The organism is Pseudomonas batumici, from assembly GCF_036585405.1.
Lineage (GTDB): Bacteria > Pseudomonadota > Gammaproteobacteria > Pseudomonadales > Pseudomonadaceae > Aquipseudomonas > Aquipseudomonas batumici.
In genome coordinates this window covers 2,157,275-2,171,244 of the sequence record NZ_CP144470.1, presented here as the reverse complement: position 1 = coordinate 2,171,244, position 13,970 = coordinate 2,157,275, and the positions used below count along the sequence as shown (strand labels likewise).

Annotated in this window: 14 protein-coding genes and 1 pseudogene; 6 read left to right on the top strand and 9 right to left on the bottom strand. The window is 62.2% G+C overall.

What is annotated here, in order from left to right:
• Positions 1–284 precede the first annotated feature (284 nt).
• Positions 285–1,697: an amino acid permease gene (locus NUH87_RS09635; RefSeq protein WP_040063235.1), complete on the top strand. Its 1,413-nt coding sequence runs from the start codon at positions 285–287 to the stop codon at positions 1,695–1,697.
• Between the two features lie 131 nt (positions 1,698–1,828).
• Positions 1,829–2,242: an alternative ribosome rescue aminoacyl-tRNA hydrolase ArfB gene (gene arfB / locus NUH87_RS09630; RefSeq protein ID WP_338526781.1), complete on the top strand. Its 414-nt coding sequence runs from the start codon at positions 1,829–1,831 to the stop codon at positions 2,240–2,242.
• 264 nt (positions 2,243–2,506) lie between these two features.
• Here arfB and NUH87_RS09625 read toward each other — a convergent pair whose 3' ends face one another.
• The 4 genes and pseudogenes from NUH87_RS09625 to NUH87_RS09610 all read right to left on the bottom strand — a co-directional run bounded on the left by NUH87_RS09625 (position 2,507) and on the right by NUH87_RS09610 (position 5,507).
• The gene (locus tag NUH87_RS09625) at positions 2,507–3,706 is read right to left on the bottom strand and encodes an MFS transporter (RefSeq protein WP_338525748.1); all 1,200 of its coding nucleotides are present in this window, start codon (positions 3,704–3,706) and stop codon (positions 2,507–2,509) included.
• A gap of 167 nt (positions 3,707–3,873) precedes the next feature.
• Positions 3,874–4,005, bottom strand: a complete 132-nt coding sequence (locus tag NUH87_RS09620; protein ID WP_280806639.1) for a hypothetical protein — start codon at positions 4,003–4,005, stop codon at positions 3,874–3,876.
• Positions 4,006–4,209: 204 nt separating this feature from the next.
• On the bottom strand, positions 4,210–4,524 hold the full coding sequence (locus tag NUH87_RS09615; RefSeq protein ID WP_338525747.1) for a cupredoxin family copper-binding protein: 315 nt from the start codon (positions 4,522–4,524) through the stop codon (positions 4,210–4,212).
• Between the two features lie 12 nt (positions 4,525–4,536).
• Positions 4,537–5,507: pseudogene (locus NUH87_RS09610) on the bottom strand (metallophosphoesterase family protein).
• 147 nt (positions 5,508–5,654) lie between these two features.
• Between NUH87_RS09610 and NUH87_RS09605 the strand changes: the two are divergent.
• Both NUH87_RS09605 and NUH87_RS09600 read left to right on the top strand, forming a co-directional pair.
• Positions 5,655–6,167: a sigma-70 family RNA polymerase sigma factor gene (locus NUH87_RS09605; RefSeq protein ID WP_040063242.1), complete on the top strand. Its 513-nt coding sequence runs from the start codon at positions 5,655–5,657 to the stop codon at positions 6,165–6,167.
• Positions 6,160–6,927, top strand: a complete 768-nt coding sequence (locus NUH87_RS09600; RefSeq protein ID WP_338525746.1) for an anti-sigma factor — start codon at positions 6,160–6,162, stop codon at positions 6,925–6,927. The genes NUH87_RS09605 and NUH87_RS09600 overlap by 8 nt, the downstream gene beginning before the upstream one ends.
• Before the next feature lie 34 nt (positions 6,928–6,961).
• On the opposite strand, the gene NUH87_RS09595 is transcribed toward NUH87_RS09600, so the two are convergent.
• From NUH87_RS09595 to phhA, 3 genes are all read right to left on the bottom strand, one after another.
• Positions 6,962–8,158 carry an amino acid aminotransferase gene (locus tag NUH87_RS09595; protein ID WP_422393912.1) on the bottom strand — a complete coding sequence of 399 codons (1,197 nt, stop codon included), beginning with the start codon at positions 8,156–8,158 and terminating at the stop codon, positions 6,962–6,964.
• Positions 8,158–8,514: a 4a-hydroxytetrahydrobiopterin dehydratase gene (locus tag NUH87_RS09590; protein ID WP_040063248.1), complete on the bottom strand. Its 357-nt coding sequence runs from the start codon at positions 8,512–8,514 to the stop codon at positions 8,158–8,160. Before NUH87_RS09590 ends, NUH87_RS09595 begins: the two co-directional genes overlap by 1 nt.
• 101 nt (positions 8,515–8,615) lie before the next feature.
• Positions 8,616–9,401, bottom strand: coding sequence for a phenylalanine 4-monooxygenase (gene phhA / locus NUH87_RS09585; protein ID WP_040063250.1), 786 nt, complete (start codon positions 9,399–9,401; stop codon positions 8,616–8,618).
• 287 nt (positions 9,402–9,688) lie between these two features.
• On the opposite strand from phhA, the gene NUH87_RS09580 reads away from it, so the two are divergent.
• Entirely contained in the window at positions 9,689–11,245 is a 1,557-nt protein-coding gene (locus tag NUH87_RS09580) for a sigma-54-dependent phenylalanine hydroxylase transcriptional regulator PhhR (RefSeq protein WP_040063251.1), read from the top strand.
• Positions 11,246–11,297: 52 nt separating this feature from the next.
• On the opposite strand, the gene NUH87_RS09575 is transcribed toward NUH87_RS09580, so the two are convergent.
• Together NUH87_RS09575 and NUH87_RS09570 are read right to left on the bottom strand one after the other, a co-directional pair.
• Positions 11,298–12,020, bottom strand: a complete 723-nt coding sequence (locus tag NUH87_RS09575) for a TylF/MycF/NovP-related O-methyltransferase (RefSeq protein WP_040063257.1) — start codon at positions 12,018–12,020, stop codon at positions 11,298–11,300.
• On the bottom strand, positions 12,017–12,883 hold the full coding sequence (locus tag NUH87_RS09570; protein ID WP_338525745.1) for a hypothetical protein: 867 nt from the start codon (positions 12,881–12,883) through the stop codon (positions 12,017–12,019). The genes NUH87_RS09575 and NUH87_RS09570 overlap by 4 nt, the downstream gene beginning before the upstream one ends.
• Positions 12,884–13,218: 335 nt before the next feature.
• Between NUH87_RS09570 and NUH87_RS09565 the strand changes: the two genes are divergently transcribed.
• Positions 13,219–13,959 (top strand): flagellar basal body rod protein FlgF, encoded by a 741-nt coding sequence (locus NUH87_RS09565; protein ID WP_338525744.1) that lies wholly within the window; start codon positions 13,219–13,221, stop codon positions 13,957–13,959.
• Positions 13,960–13,970: the final 11 nt, after the last annotated feature.

Genomic DNA, 13,970 nt, shown 5'->3' with positions numbered 1-13,970 from the left:
GAGAGGGGCTGTAGGATTTTTTTCTGCCCCGAAAACGCCCCTTGCCCTCGTACGCCGACGGCGGTGAGATGCGCGGATGCCTGCCAGTGGCGGTCTGGCGGTGTACAATGCGCGGCGTTTTACCTGTGACTCAACTGCGTACCCGCGCATTTTGTGTCTTTCGGCGGCGGCCTTGCGATGCCCCCGAAGGTCCATGTACTCAAGGTTACCCGCCTTGTTCACTCCATCGCGTCATAAGCGCGATGGGTTCGATTTCGTCACAGATAAAAACAAACAGGTGACGCATGACCCCTGATACACCCCTTGCTTCGGGCGAGCTTAAACGCGGCCTGAAAAATCGTCATATCCAACTGATCGCCCTCGGTGGTGCCATCGGGACCGGCCTGTTCCTTGGGTCGGCCGGGGTGCTCAAGTCCGCCGGTCCGTCGATGATCCTCGGCTACGCCATCTGCGGCTTCATCGCCTTCATGATCATGCGCCAGTTGGGCGAGATGATCGTCGAGGAGCCGGTTGCCGGCTCGTTCAGTCACTTCGCCCACAAGTACTGGGGCGGTTTCGCCGGCTTTCTGTCGGGCTGGAACTGCTGGATCCTGTACATCCTGGTGGGCATGTCGGAGCTGACCGCGGTCGGCAAGTACATCCACTACTGGTGGCCCGATGTCCCGACCTGGGTCTCGGCGGCGGCCTTCTTCGTGCTGATCAATGCGATCAACCTGGCCAACGTCAAGGTCTTCGGTGAAGCGGAGTTCTGGTTCGCGATCATCAAGGTGGCGGCGATCGTCGGCATGATTGCCCTGGGCAGCTACCTGCTGGTCAGCGGCCACGGCGGCCCGCAAGCCTCGCTGAGCAACCTGTGGGAGCACGGCGGGTTCTTCCCCAATGGGGTCAGCGGCCTGGTGATGGCCATGGCGATCATCATGTTTTCCTTCGGTGGCCTGGAAATGCTCGGTTTCACCGCCGCCGAAGCCGACAAGCCGAAAACCGTGATCCCCAAGGCGATCAACCAGGTGATCTACCGGATCCTGATTTTCTACATCGGTGCCCTGGTGGTGCTGCTGTCGCTGACGCCCTGGGACAGCCTGCTGAGCACCCTGAACGCTTCCGGCGACGCCTATAGCGGCAGTCCGTTCGTCCAGGTGTTCTCGATGCTCGGTAGCAGCACCGCGGCGCATATCCTCAATTTCGTGGTACTGACGGCGGCGCTGTCGGTGTACAACAGCGGCACCTACTGCAACAGCCGCATGCTGCTGGGCATGGCCGAGCAGGGCGATGCGCCGCGGGTACTGGCCAAGATCGACAAGCGCGGCGTGCCGGTGCGTTCGATCCTCGCCTCGGCGCTGGTGACCTTCATCGCGGTGGTGATGAACTACCTGATGCCGCAACAGGCCCTGGAGTTGCTGATGTCCCTGGTGGTGGCGACCCTGGTGATCAACTGGGCGATGATCAGCTACTCGCACTTCAAGTTCCGCCAGCACATGAACCGCACGAAGCAGAGCCCGCTGTTCAAGGCCCTGTGGTACCCCTATGGCAACTATGTGTGCCTGGCGTTCGTGGTGTTCATCCTCGGCGTCATGCTGATGATCCCGGGGATCCAGGTCTCGGTGTACGCGATTCCGCTCTGGGTGGCGTTCATGTGGATCTGCTACGGCATCAAGAACCGGCGCAGTGCCCAGCAGGCACTGCTCGCGGTGAAGTAGGCCGCTATCGGTGACAACGACAAACCCGGCGGCTGCCGGGTTTGTCGTTTATGTGCGGCCCGTGCCAGGGCGAACAGTCGCCGCGGCCCGGATCAGGTATCCTGAACGCCCTGATGTCGGACGCTTTTCCAATGCTGGTGATTTCCAACAACGTACATCTGCCCGATGCCGAGATCGAGTGGACGGCCATTCGTGCCCAGGGCGCGGGCGGGCAGAACGTCAACAAGGTCTCCAGCGCCGTGCACCTGCGTTTCGATATCCCGGCCTCGTCCCTGCCGCCGTTCTACAAGGAACGCCTGCTGGCGTTGCGCGACAGTCGCATCACCGGCGAAGGGGTGATTGTGATCAAGGCCCAGCAATACCGGACCCAGGAGCAGAACCGCAGCGATGCCCTGGAGCGCCTGGTCGAACTGATCCTCAGCGCCACCAAGGTGGAGAAGAAGCGCCGTCCGACCAAGCCGACACTCGGCTCGAAGAAGCGTCGCCTGGAAAGCAAGTCCCAGCGCGGGGCCATCAAAGCCGGGCGGGGCAAGATCGATTTCTAGGCTCTGTACGATAACTGCCTGCGCGACGATCATGCTGCGTTAAAAACAGGCTCGGACGAACGAAGTGAGAACGTCCGAAGGACGGCCCGAAGGGCGAGCGAAGCGAGTAATGCTCATTTAGTGGACTAAACTGCGCTTCCTCGCCTGATTTTATTCGCTGGCGCTCACCCTTCGGGCCAGCCTGCGGCTGTTACTCCCGTTGGTCGTTTGCCTTGCCTGATCGCCGCTCGGCGAGTTCTCATACAGACCCTAGGTCGGGCCAGTTCAGGTTCTTTCCCGCAACGCCCGCTGTTTCGGTGCCTGCCGGTAGAGATAAAGACTCAACATCAACCCGGAGAGCGCCGCCAGGGCGGCGAACAGGAAAATCGAGGCAAAGCCCAGGCCCGCCGCAATCGCCCCGGCCAGAGGGCCGGTGATGCCCAGCGACAGGTCGATGAACAACGAATAGGCGCCCACCGCCGCGCCGCGGCTGGACGCCGGTACCAGGTTCACCGCCTCCACCCCCAGCGCCGGGAACACCAGCGAGAAGCCGAATCCGCTCAATGCCGCCCCCGCCAGTGCCCAGTGGGCGTCCGGTGCCAGCCACAACAGCAGCAGGCCCAGGGTTTCCACGGACAGGCAGGCGATCGCCACGCGAAAGCCCCCCAGTCGGTTGATCAGGTTGCCGAACAGCAACCGCGCACCGATGAAGCTGGCGCCGAACAGGCTCAGGCAGAGTACTGCGTTGGCCCAGTGCTGGGTGGCGTAATACAGGGTGATAAAGGTCGCGATGGTGCCGAAACCGATGGAGCCCAGGGCCAGGCCCGTGCCATGGGGCAGGACGCGCCCCAGCACATGGAGGAAGGGCAGGCGCTCGCCGGCGACGATCGGTGCCGCCAGCTTCGGCCAGGCCAGCAGCAGCCCCAGGGCGGCCAGCAGCAGGATGCTCACTCCCATGCTCCACAGCCCGAGCCGGTTGACCAGCCAGACCCCCAGCGGCGCGCCGATGGCCAATGCGCCGTAGCTGGCGATGCCGTTCCAGGAAATCACCTTGGCGGTATTCGCCGCGCCCACCCGGCCGATGCCCCAGCCGATGGAGCCGGAACCCACCAGGCTTTCCGCGCTGCCCAGCACCAGGCGGCCGATGAACAGGCTGGTCAGGCTCAGCAGTGGCAGCGCCTGGAGAAAGCTCGACAGCAGCATGAACGCGCCACTCAGGCCGCAGCCGGCCAGGCCGATCATCACCGCGCGCTTGCTGCCCTGGTTATCGATGATCCGGCCGGCGTAGGGCCGGCTCAACAGCGTCGCCAGGTACTGGACGCTGATCACAAGCCCCGCGATCACCGTGCCGAAGCCCAGGTCGCTGTGGACATAGCCGGGCAGCACGGCCAGGGGAATGCCGACGTTCAGGTAACCGATAAAGGTAAACAGGACAATGGAAACGACTTGCAGCGTGACCGCCAGGGGGCGCTGGGTATCTGACATGGACAAGAACCACCGTTGCCACGGAGAAAAAAGATAGGAGGCTTATGATAACGGTGCAAGGCGGGTTGCAGGGGAGGTAAATCGAAAAAACTCGCTGGGGGGACTGTATCCGGTTGCGTGAAAAACACCAGGGAGCGGGCTTTTCACACGACCGGTTGAGCTAGCGTTCAGTCTTCGCTGTCGGCCTTGAGGCTTTCCGCGGCCTCGTTGTTTACCGGCTGTTGGGCACTGGCTTGTGGCGGGGTTTTCTGCTCAGTCTCGTGCAGGCTTGGGAAGGGGAAGTTGGGTATCTCATGCATCGTCGTCGCTCCTCGCAAGGTCTGTTTTTTAAATCGCTGGGTAGATCCGCGCTTTTAAAAAGCCTGGGCAGGATACAGCAGTGCAAATGACAGAAAGATTTTTTCGCCCCGGATCTGGCGGCCATTCGTCAGTTCGGCAGGCACCGGCCTGCCGGCGATAGCGATGCTGAATGCTGCATCGGCATCGCCGGCAAGTCGCGCAGGTCAAGGGCTGACGGTTATTTTCCCGATCATCTGCGGATGCAGGGCGCAGAAGTATTCGTACGTGCCCGCCGTCTTGAACTCATAGGAAAAGCTGTCGTTGGTGTCCAGCGCGGCCGAACGGAACAGCTTGTGGGTTTCGGCCACCGTATGTGGGATCTGGTCGTCGTTGACCCAGGTCACCTTGGTGCCGAGCGCGACGGTCAGCTCCTTGGGCTGGAACATGAATTCCTTGATATCGATTTTCACTTCCTGCGCCCACGCCGGGATCGAGAGTGCCAGGCAACCCAGCGCCAGTACCTGCAAAAGTCTTTTCATATGAATGCTCTCCTAAATCAGTGTCGAGTCGATCAGCGCCAACGGATGGTCGCCCTGTGTCGCGCGGACGTCGGTGATTCCCAGGTAGTTGCGCAACTGATCGGCGGCCACTGTCATCGGTCCCGGTGACGGTGCCGCCCCGGAGCCGGTTGCGGGTAGGCCGTGCCGCGCGCGGTGTGAAAGGTGATATTGCCCTCGACCTTCTGGATCACCTGGTGGATATGCCCGTTGAGCACGGTCACCGAGCCATATTTGCGTAGCAGGGCAATGGCCTGGTCGCCGTCCTCCGTACCCCAGCCCCAGGGCTGGTAGATGGTCCACAGGGGGATATGGGTGAACACCACGATCGGCGTGCTGGTCGACACCGCCCGCAGGTCGTCGGCCAGCCAGGCGAGCTGGTCGGCGCCGAGGTTGGCCTCATGGCCGGCCTGGAAGTTGAAGACGTTCACCAGCGCGATGAAGTGCACGCCATGGTCATCGAAGCTGTACCAGCCGTTGCCCTTGGTGCCCTTGCCGTAACGCTGCAGGTAGAGCTGGCCGCCGCCCGCGTCGAGGGTGTCGTGCTCGCCCGGCACATAGTGCACGGTGGAAGGCAGGCCCTTGAGCAATTGCGCGGCGGTATCGAACTCCTCCGGCTTGCTGAGGTGGGTGATATCACCGGTGTGGAGAATCAGCGCCGGCCGCTTGGGCAGCGCGATGACCTTGTCGATGGCCACTTGCAGGGTCTTCACCGGTTCGGGATTGGCTTCCTTGTTGAAGCCGATGTGCGAATCGCTGATTTGCACGAAGTGAAAGTTGGCGGCCAGCGCGGCCGGGTCCGTGGGCTTGCCGTCCTGGTCCAGGGCGAAGGCCCGCGGAATACCGCCGCTCAGGGCCCAGAGGACCCCGGCGCCGGCCCAGGCCGAGCATTTGAGCAGTGTCCTGCGCTCGGGATCGAGCGGGCCGTCGGTGCGTCTGTCGTGTGGTGTTGGGTGCTTGTCCATGGGAACGCCCTCGCTGGCGGTCTACAGTGATTGAGCTCACATCTGTAAAACCGGGCGGCGCGGGGCTTTATTCCTGAAAATAAAAAAATATTTCGGGAATAAAGCCGGGGCTTTCACCGTTATAGGGACAAAGGTATCGGAGCCACTATGAAGCGATTCGAGGCGCTGTTTGCGCCGCACCTGGATGCGGCCTATAACCTCGCGCGCTGGCTCACCGACAGTGAGAGCGCCGCGCAGGATGTGGTACAGGAAAGCGCCTTCAGGGCCTTCAAGTTCCAGCACCGTTTTGTCGACGGCAATGCCAAGGCCTGGTTCCTGACCATTGTCCGCAATGAAAGCTACAACTGGCTCAAGGCCTCGGCGGGACGGCGTTGGGTGGTCATCGATGATGAGTATCTGCAGGGCGAGCCGGCGTTGACCGATGTGTGTACGCCCGAGGCACAGGTTATCCGGGCCCAGGAGGCCGAGCAGGTGCGGCTGGCGCTGCTGGCATTGGCGCCGGTGTTCCGCGAAGTCATTGTCCTGAAGGAGTTGGAAGACATGCCCTACAAGGACATAGCGAAAGTCGTCGATATCCCCTTGGGCACCGTCATGTCACGGCTGGCCCGGGCGCGCGCCATGCTCAAGAGCGAACTGCTGAAGTTGTATCCCTATGAATGACCTCGACTGCAAGACCTGCCATGAATTGATCCATGGCTACCTCGACCATGAACTGGACGCTGCGACTTCGGCACGGGTGGCTGCGCACCTGGCGGGTTGCGTCGAGTGTGCACGGCTGCATGAGCAGGCCCGTCAACTGATTGACGACGTCAAGATCCGGGCTCCGTATTACCGTGCGCCCGAGGCTCTGAGTCGTAGCCTGTTGAGCGGTACGCCGGCTCGTCCCTCGGTCCGCGCCGGTTTCATGCAGGGGTTGCGAGCGGCGTCGGGACGCTGGTGGGCTCCGGCGTTTTCGGCGGTGGCCTTGAGCCTGGCGGTCATGTTGTACGTGGTGACGCCGTCCGCCGAGCAACCCTGGCTGGATGAGGCGGTGTCCAGTCATGTCCGTTCGCTGATGGCCGAGCATCTGAACGATGTGGTGTCGTCCGACCGGCATACGGTGAAACCCTGGTTCACCGGCAAGCTCGACTTCGCGCCGCCGGTCTTCGACTATGCGGCGCAAGGCTATCCGCTGCTGGGCGGTCGCTTGGATTATTTGCAACACCAGACCGCCGCCGCACTGGCGTACCGGCATGCCAAGCACACCATCAATCTGTTTATCCTGCCGACGGCCGAGGCTGATCGGGCTCGGGAGAGCCTGTCCCTGCGGGGCTACAACGTGGTGTCGTGGCGACGCGATCACCTGCGCTTCATCCTGGTTTCGGACCTGGAGAAGGGGGAGCTCGAGGCGTTCGGGCAGTTGATCGAGAAGGGGGCCTGAGTGTGGCGGCCCCCTTGGATGCGCGGCTCCTACATCAGTCCTGGCAGACGGCGGCTATCGCCTGCGCCAGGGCATCCAGGCGCGTTGCGTCGATACCGGCGACGTTGGCCCGGCCGGAACTGACCATGTACACGCTGTGCTCGTCGCGCAGGCGTTTGACCTGGGCCGGCGACAGGCCGGTGTAGGAGAACATGCCGCGCTGCACACCGATATGCGCGAAGCGCTCGGCCAGGCCGTGAGGACGGAGGGCTTCCACCAGGCCGCTGCGCAGTTGCGCAATGCGCAGGCGCATGGCTTCCACTTCATCGGCCCACAGGGCTTTCAACTCGGGGGTGCCGAGAATCGTGGTCACCACCGCCGCGCCGTGATCCGGTGGGTTCGACCACAGGTTGCGGGCCACCGCCGCCAGTTGGCTGCGTACGTCCAGCAGTTTCTCGGCATCGCCGGCGCAGACGATCAGCGCGCCGGTGCGTTCGCGGTACAGCCCGAAATTCTTCGAGCAGGAACTGGTGATCAATACTTCCGGCAGTTCCCGGGCGAACAACCTGGCGGCCCAGGCATCCTGCTCCACGCCATCGCCGAAGCCCTGGTAGGCGAAGTCGATCAGCGGCAGCAGTTCGCGGCGGCGGACGATGTCCAGCACCTTGTACCAGTCGTCGTGGGACAGGTCGAAACCGGTCGGGTTGTGGCAGCAGGCGTGCAACAGCACCACGTCGCCCTGCGGGACCTGCTCCAGGGCGGCGAGCATGGCTTCGACGTTCAGCCGGTTGTCGCGGTCGACGTAAGGGTAGTGACTGATCTTCAAGCCGGCGGCGGCGAAGATGGTCTCGTGGATCGGCCAGGTCGGATCGCTGAGCCAGATGCCACGGCCCGGCAGGCAGTGGGCGATGAAGTCGGCGCTCAGGCGCAAGGCGCCGGTACCGCCTGGCGTCTGGGTCGCACCGACCCGCTGGGCGGCGATCAGCGGAGAGTCGGCACCCATCACCAGTTCGTTCAGCAGGCTGCCGAAACGCAGGTCGCCGTGGCCGCCGATATAGGACTTGGTCAGTTGCCCGTGCACCAGCCGCTGCTCGGCCTGTTTGACCGACTGCAGGATCGGGGTCAGGCCCTGGGCATCCTTGTAGACGCCGACGCCCAGGTCGAACTTGCGGGGATTGGGGTCCTGGGCATAAGCCTCCAGCAACCCGAGAATCGGGTCGCCAGGTACACGCGCGATGGCGTCGAAATGCATTATTTACGGCCCTCGGCGGCGTGGCTGACCTCGTCGGTGCGTGCCGCCATGATGAAATCGTTACGGTGCAGGCCCTTGATCGAATGGCTCCACCAGGTCACGGTGACTTTGCCCCATTCGGTCAGCAGGCCCGGGTGATGGCCTTCGGCTTCGGAAATTTCACCGACGGCATTGGTGAAGGCCAGGGCGAACTTGAAGTTCTTGAACAGGAATACCTTCTCCAGTTGCATGATGCCGTCACGCACTTCGATGTTCCAGTCCGGAATCTGTTTGATCAGCACCGGCAGTTCTTCGTCGCTGACCTGGGGGGCATCGGCACGGCAGGCTTCGCAGTGGGCTTGGTTCAAGGTGTTCATGGTGGATTCCTGAAATCGTTTTTTATTCAAGGACGCCGTTCGAATACGCTATTCGAAAACGTCGGTTCGAGAAAGACGCACGTAGCCCGCAAAGTCGCGGATCAGGCGGCCTTGGGTGGGAATTTCGGGGCGTGCAGACCCAGCTGCCGGCCGCGCTCGACCAAGGCCATGATGTCTTCGTGGGCCAGGTCGAACAAGCGCTTGAGGTCCGGCAGGACGAAGTACAGTGGCTGCAGGATGTCGATGCGATAAGGCGTGCGCATCGCTTCCAGCGGATCGAAGGCCTGGTGCTCGGGTTCGCCGGACAGGCTGTACACGGTTTCCTTCGGCGAGGAGAGAATGCCGCCGCCGTAGATGCGCCGACCTTGCGGGGTGTCCACCAGGCCGAATTCGATGGTCATCCAGTACAGCCGCGCCAGGTACACCCGTTGTTCCTTGCTGGCTTGCAGGCCGAGCTTGCCGTAGGTGTGGGTGAATTCGGCGAACCAGGGGTTGGTCAGCAGCGGACAGTGGCCAAAGATCTCGTGGAAAATGTCCGGTTCCTGCAGGTAGTCGAGTTCTTCTTCGGTGCGAATGAAGGTTGCCACCGGAAACTGCTTGTTGGCGAGCAACTCGAAAAAGGTCTGGAAGGGAATCAGTGCCGGCACCCGGGCGACTTGCCAGCCGGTGGTGGCGCCGAGGACCCGGTTGATCTCGCCGAGTTGCGGAATCCGGTCGTGGGGCAGGGCCAGTTTTTCAATGCCGTCCAGGTATTCCTGGCACGCGCGGCCCTCGATCACTTTCAGTTGACGAGTGATCAGGGTATTCCACACGGCGTGCTCGGCGGCCGGGTAGTCGATAAACCCTTGCGCATCGGGCTCGCGAGCCACGTACTGCGTCTGCTTCATACAGCTCTCCTGCTAGGGGATTCGTTCTTGTTATGTGCAGCGATGAGCCTAGTGTTAACCCGTTGAGGGCTCGTGTGCATCCGGGGCGAGGTGCTGAAGGGCGGGGTGAAGGGTCTCATTCCGTAAAGAAAACGTTACGAATCGCTTTTCTGGTGATGGGTAAGGCGTTTTGACGTGGCGATCAGGCGGGTTTTTGTCACATAATCTTGACGACTAACTGCGGCGTACTGAAAAAAGTACCCGCTCCGCAGGGACCGATGTGTCCCGGCCATCTTTCGAGCCTTTCCATGCGTATCAAAGTGCATTGCCAGAACCGCATCGGCATTCTTCGCGACATTCTCAACCTGCTGGTGGACTACGGCATCAACGTGGCCCGTGGCGAGGTCGGCGGCGACCAGGGCAACGCCATCTATTTGCATTGCCCGAATCTGATCAATCTGCAATTCCAGGCCCTGCGTCCGAAGTTCGAAACCATTGCCGGGGTCTTTGGCGTCAAGCGCGTCGGCCTGATGCCCAGCGAGCGTCGGCATATGGAACTCAACGCCTTGCTCGGGGCGCTGGAGTTTCCGGTGCTGTCCATCGACATGGGCGGCTCGATTGTCGCGGCCAACCGGGCGGCGGCGCAGTTGCTGGGGGTCAGGGTCGACGAGGTGCCGGGCCTCCCGTTGTCGCGCTATGCGCCGGATTTCGACCTGCCGGAGTTGGTGCGCGCCAACCAGTCGCGGATCAACGGCCTGCGGGTGAAGATCAAGGGTGACGTTTTCCTGGCGGATATTGCCCCGCTGCAGTCGGAGCACGATGACAGCGAGGCCATGGCCGGCGCGGTGCTGACCTTGCACCGTGCCGACCAGGTCGGCGAGCGTATCTACAACGTGCGCAAGCAGGAACTGCGCGGCTTCGACAGTATTTTCCAGAGCTCGAAAGTCATGGCGGCGGTGGTGCGCGAGGCCCGGCGCATGGCACCACTGGATGCGCCGTTGCTGATCGAGGGCGAGACCGGGACCGGCAAGGAGTTGCTGGCTCGGGCCTGTCACCTGGCCAGTCCGCGCGGGCAGGCACCGTTGATGGCGCTCAACTGCGCCGGCTTGCCGGAGTCCATGGCCGAGACCGAGCTGTTCGGTTACGGTCCCGGCGCGTTCGAGGGCGCGCGGGCCGAGGGCAAGCTCGGGTTGCTGGAACTGACGGCCGGCGGCACCTTGTTCCTGGACGGGGTGGGGGAGATGAGCCCGCGCTTGCAGGTCAAGTTATTGCGTTTCCTGCAGGACGGCGGTTTTCGTCGGGTCGGCAGTGACGAGGAGGTGTACCTGGATGTGCGGGTGATCTGCGCGACCCAGGTCGACCTGTCGGAATTGTGCTCGCGGGGGGAGTTTCGCCAGGACCTCTATCACCGCCTCAACGTGTTGTCCCTGCATATTCCGCCCCTGCGCGAGTGCCTGGACGGGTTGACACCCTTGGTGGAGCATTTTCTCGACCAGGCCAGTCGCCAGATCGGCTGCCCCTTGCCGAAGCTGGCGCCGGCGGCGCTGGATCGTCTCGCGCACTACCACTGGCCGGGCAATGTCCGGCAATTGGAGAACGTGCTGTTCCAGGCGGTTTCCCTGTGCGAGGGCGGGGTGGTCAAGGCCGAGCATATCCGCTTGCCGGACTATGGCGTGCGCCAGCCCCTGGGGGAATTTTCCCTGGAGGGCGGGTTGGACGAGATTGTCGGTCGGTTCGAGCGGGCGGTGCTGGAGCGCCTGTATTCGGAGCACCCGAGCAGTCGCTCGCTGGGCAAGCGACTGGGGGTTTCCCATACCACTATTGCCAACAAGCTGAAGGCGTATGACCTGGGCAAGGGAGAGTAGGCATGAATCGTCGAAAACAACGCCTGCGCCAGGCGTTGTTTTCAGGGGCGCATCAGATGTGGAAGTAACCCACGCACGAATCGAACGGCAGGCGCTTGAGCTCGATCTTGTTCATGTCGAACACTTCGCGCAGGGCCTTGGTTTCGCCCGGGAAGTTGCGATAGGCAACCTCGTCGAGGACCACGATGGCGCCTTTGGGCATGTACGGCAGGAAGGTTTCCAGGGCGACCTTGGTCGGCTCGTAGAGGTCGGTGTCGAGGATCAGCATGGCCACCACCAGGTCCGGACGGGACTTGACGAACTCCGGCGCGGTCTTGCAGATGTCGCCCTTGACCAGCTCGCAACGCGGGATGCGGTTGACCGGACGCAGCAGGTCGTTGGCGTCGATCATGTCCTGGATCAGCGACTGGTCGGTGTCGGAGAACATGTCCTCGTTGATGTCGGCCGGGTCTTCATCCTTGTTGATGCTGGTGAAACCTTCGAAGGTGTCGAAGCCGACGATCGAACGGTTGATGGCATACGGCTCGAGGATCATCGACAGGTGCATGTAGAGCATCAGCGAGTTGCCCTTGTACACACCGCATTCGATGATTGCGCCCGGCACATCCAGGACTTTCTTGAACAGCTCCATGCGCGACATGGCGGCCGTCACGTTGATGCGGTTGGCGAACACGAACGGTGCGTCGGCCACATACTCGGCATCGACCCGCTTGAGCACGCCGGCGCGGGTTTCGTTGTATTGGGCCTCGGCAGGCGTAATGCGGCGCTTGGTCATTGATAGATTCCTTGGAAATTCGAGAAGTCGTGGGCGTGGAAGTAGTCTTTGAAGCCGGCCCCGACATCCGGGCAGGCGCTGTCGACGTTGGGGGCGCCGCGTTTGTGTTGCAGGTCGTCCAGGTGCATCAGGCGGAAGTCCACGCTGAAGCGGGTCTGTTCGGTGTAGTTCGGCACGGTGCCATGCAAATGTGAACCGGAGAAGATCAGCATCTCGCCGGTGTTGCCGGCAATGCGGATTTCCGACGAGGTGTCGATGTCGGCCAGGGGCACCGGGTGCACGCGCGTTTCTTCGGTCAGGTTGTCCTTGGCCTTGTGTCGCTGGTTGTTGACCCAGTCGTTCAGGCTCCAGTCCTTCGAAGTGTTGAGCAGCGGTTTTTCGAAGTAGCCGGGATTGATCATCATGGTCTGGTCCGGCGCGATGGTGTAGACCGGCATCCAGGTATTGATCTGGCAATCCACGCCGCCGTACCAGGTATCGCGATGCGGCTTGTAGGCGTAGCTGACGCCGGCGTGCAGGTAGTTGTAGTTGGGTACGACACGCAGGCGCGGGACGTCGAAGATGTAGTCGCGCGGGTCGATACCGATCTCGCGGATGAACGCCTGGATCAGGTCCTTGACGCGCTGGCTGTTGGTGAACTGGCCCTTGAGGCGGGTGACCCGGCTGACGAACTCTTCGACCGGCATCATCTTGTGCAGGGACTGGTGATCGGTTTCACCGTCGAAGGCCAGGGTGATGCTTTCCCTGGCAAAGCCACAGAGCTCCTTGGCGGTCGCCAACTGGGTGTCCAGGAAGATGGCGCCTGAATAGATGGCTTCCTTGAAGTCAGCTTTTTTCTGGAGCTGGTTGATGTACAGGTTCACGCGAGCCCTCCTGAATACTGTGGCTAGTTCTGGGTGTCGGCAGCCCCAGGGCAAACTTAAAGTCGGTCGCCGCATGACGGGTTGGCTTGCAAGGTCCATTCCAGGGTGGTTTCTCTGGTGCCCGTGTCACGGGGGGAGAAGACCGATGCTTGCCGCCAGCGGCATAACCGCGCCGTTTTTTCGTCTGCCCTCAAGGCCTTGAAAACCCGCTAAATGTACGCAACCCCCCGGTCCATGGGCTTGTCTTGCGTCAAAAAACAAGTTGGTTCGGAAATTGCTTGCGCCTCTCGCCGTACAGCGGTGGCGGCAAACGTCCGTCAGGAAGAGGAAAGACTGTGGACAAGTACCTTTACGTGGCAATGACTGGTGCCAGCCAGAATGCTCTGGCGCAAAAGGCCCATGCCAACAATCTGGCGAACCTCTCGACCAACGGTTTTCAGCGCGACCTGGAACAGGCTCGTTCGATGCCGGTGTTCGGCGACAGCTTTCCGGCGCGGGCCTTTGCCATGAGCGAGCGCCCGGGCACCGATTTCGCGCCGGGCCCCATGGTTCAGACCGGTCGTGATCTGGACGTGGCGGTGTCCGGCGATGGTTGGGTCGCCGTGCAGACGCCTGACGGCAGTGAAGGTTACGTGCGCACCGCGAGCATGAATATTGACGCCCTGGGGGTGCTGCGCGCCGGCAACGGCATGCCGGTCATGGGCAACTCCGGGCCTATCGCCGTGCCGCCCCAGTCGCAGATCGAAGTGGGCGAGGACGGCACCATCAGCATCCGTGCCATGGGCGAGGGGCCGCGGGTGGTGGCGGAGGTCGACCGTATCAAGCTGGTCAACCCGGACCTCAAGAACATGACCAAGGGCCCGGATTCGGTGATTCACACCAAGGACGGCACGCCGGCGCCTGTCGACGCCAACGTCAAGGTGGTGTCGGGCTTCCTTGAGGGCAGCAACGTCAACGCCGTCGAGGAAATGACCTCGGTGCTGGCCCTGTCCAAACAGTTCGAATTGCACATCAAGATGATGAACACCGCCAAAGACGATGATTCGGCGATGGCTCGGGTCTTGCAGAACACCTAATCACCAGAACG

Bases quoted from the DNA above. Each gene is read 5' to 3' on its own strand.
- NUH87_RS09635 (WP_040063235.1), top strand. From the start codon at position 285: ATGACCCCTGATACACCCCTTGCTTCGGGCGAGCTTAAACGCGGCCTG.
- arfB (WP_338526781.1), top strand. From the start codon at position 1,829: ATGCTGGTGATTTCCAACAACGTACATCTGCCCGATGCCGAGATCGAG.
- NUH87_RS09625 (WP_338525748.1), bottom strand. From the start codon at position 3,706: ATGTCAGATACCCAGCGCCCCCTGGCGGTCACGCTGCAAGTCGTTTCC.
- NUH87_RS09620 (WP_280806639.1), bottom strand. From the start codon at position 4,005: ATGCATGAGATACCCAACTTCCCCTTCCCAAGCCTGCACGAGACTGAG.
- NUH87_RS09615 (WP_338525747.1), bottom strand. From the start codon at position 4,524: ATGAAAAGACTTTTGCAGGTACTGGCGCTGGGTTGCCTGGCACTCTCG.
- NUH87_RS09605 (WP_040063242.1), top strand. From the start codon at position 5,655: ATGAAGCGATTCGAGGCGCTGTTTGCGCCGCACCTGGATGCGGCCTAT.
- NUH87_RS09600 (WP_338525746.1), top strand. From the start codon at position 6,160: ATGAATGACCTCGACTGCAAGACCTGCCATGAATTGATCCATGGCTAC.
- NUH87_RS09595 (WP_422393912.1), bottom strand. From the start codon at position 8,158: ATGCATTTCGACGCCATCGCGCGTGTACCTGGCGACCCGATTCTCGGG.
- NUH87_RS09590 (WP_040063248.1), bottom strand. From the start codon at position 8,514: ATGAACACCTTGAACCAAGCCCACTGCGAAGCCTGCCGTGCCGATGCC.
- phhA (WP_040063250.1), bottom strand. From the start codon at position 9,401: ATGAAGCAGACGCAGTACGTGGCTCGCGAGCCCGATGCGCAAGGGTTT.
- NUH87_RS09580 (WP_040063251.1), top strand. From the start codon at position 9,689: ATGCGTATCAAAGTGCATTGCCAGAACCGCATCGGCATTCTTCGCGAC.
- NUH87_RS09575 (WP_040063257.1), bottom strand. From the start codon at position 12,020: ATGACCAAGCGCCGCATTACGCCTGCCGAGGCCCAATACAACGAAACC.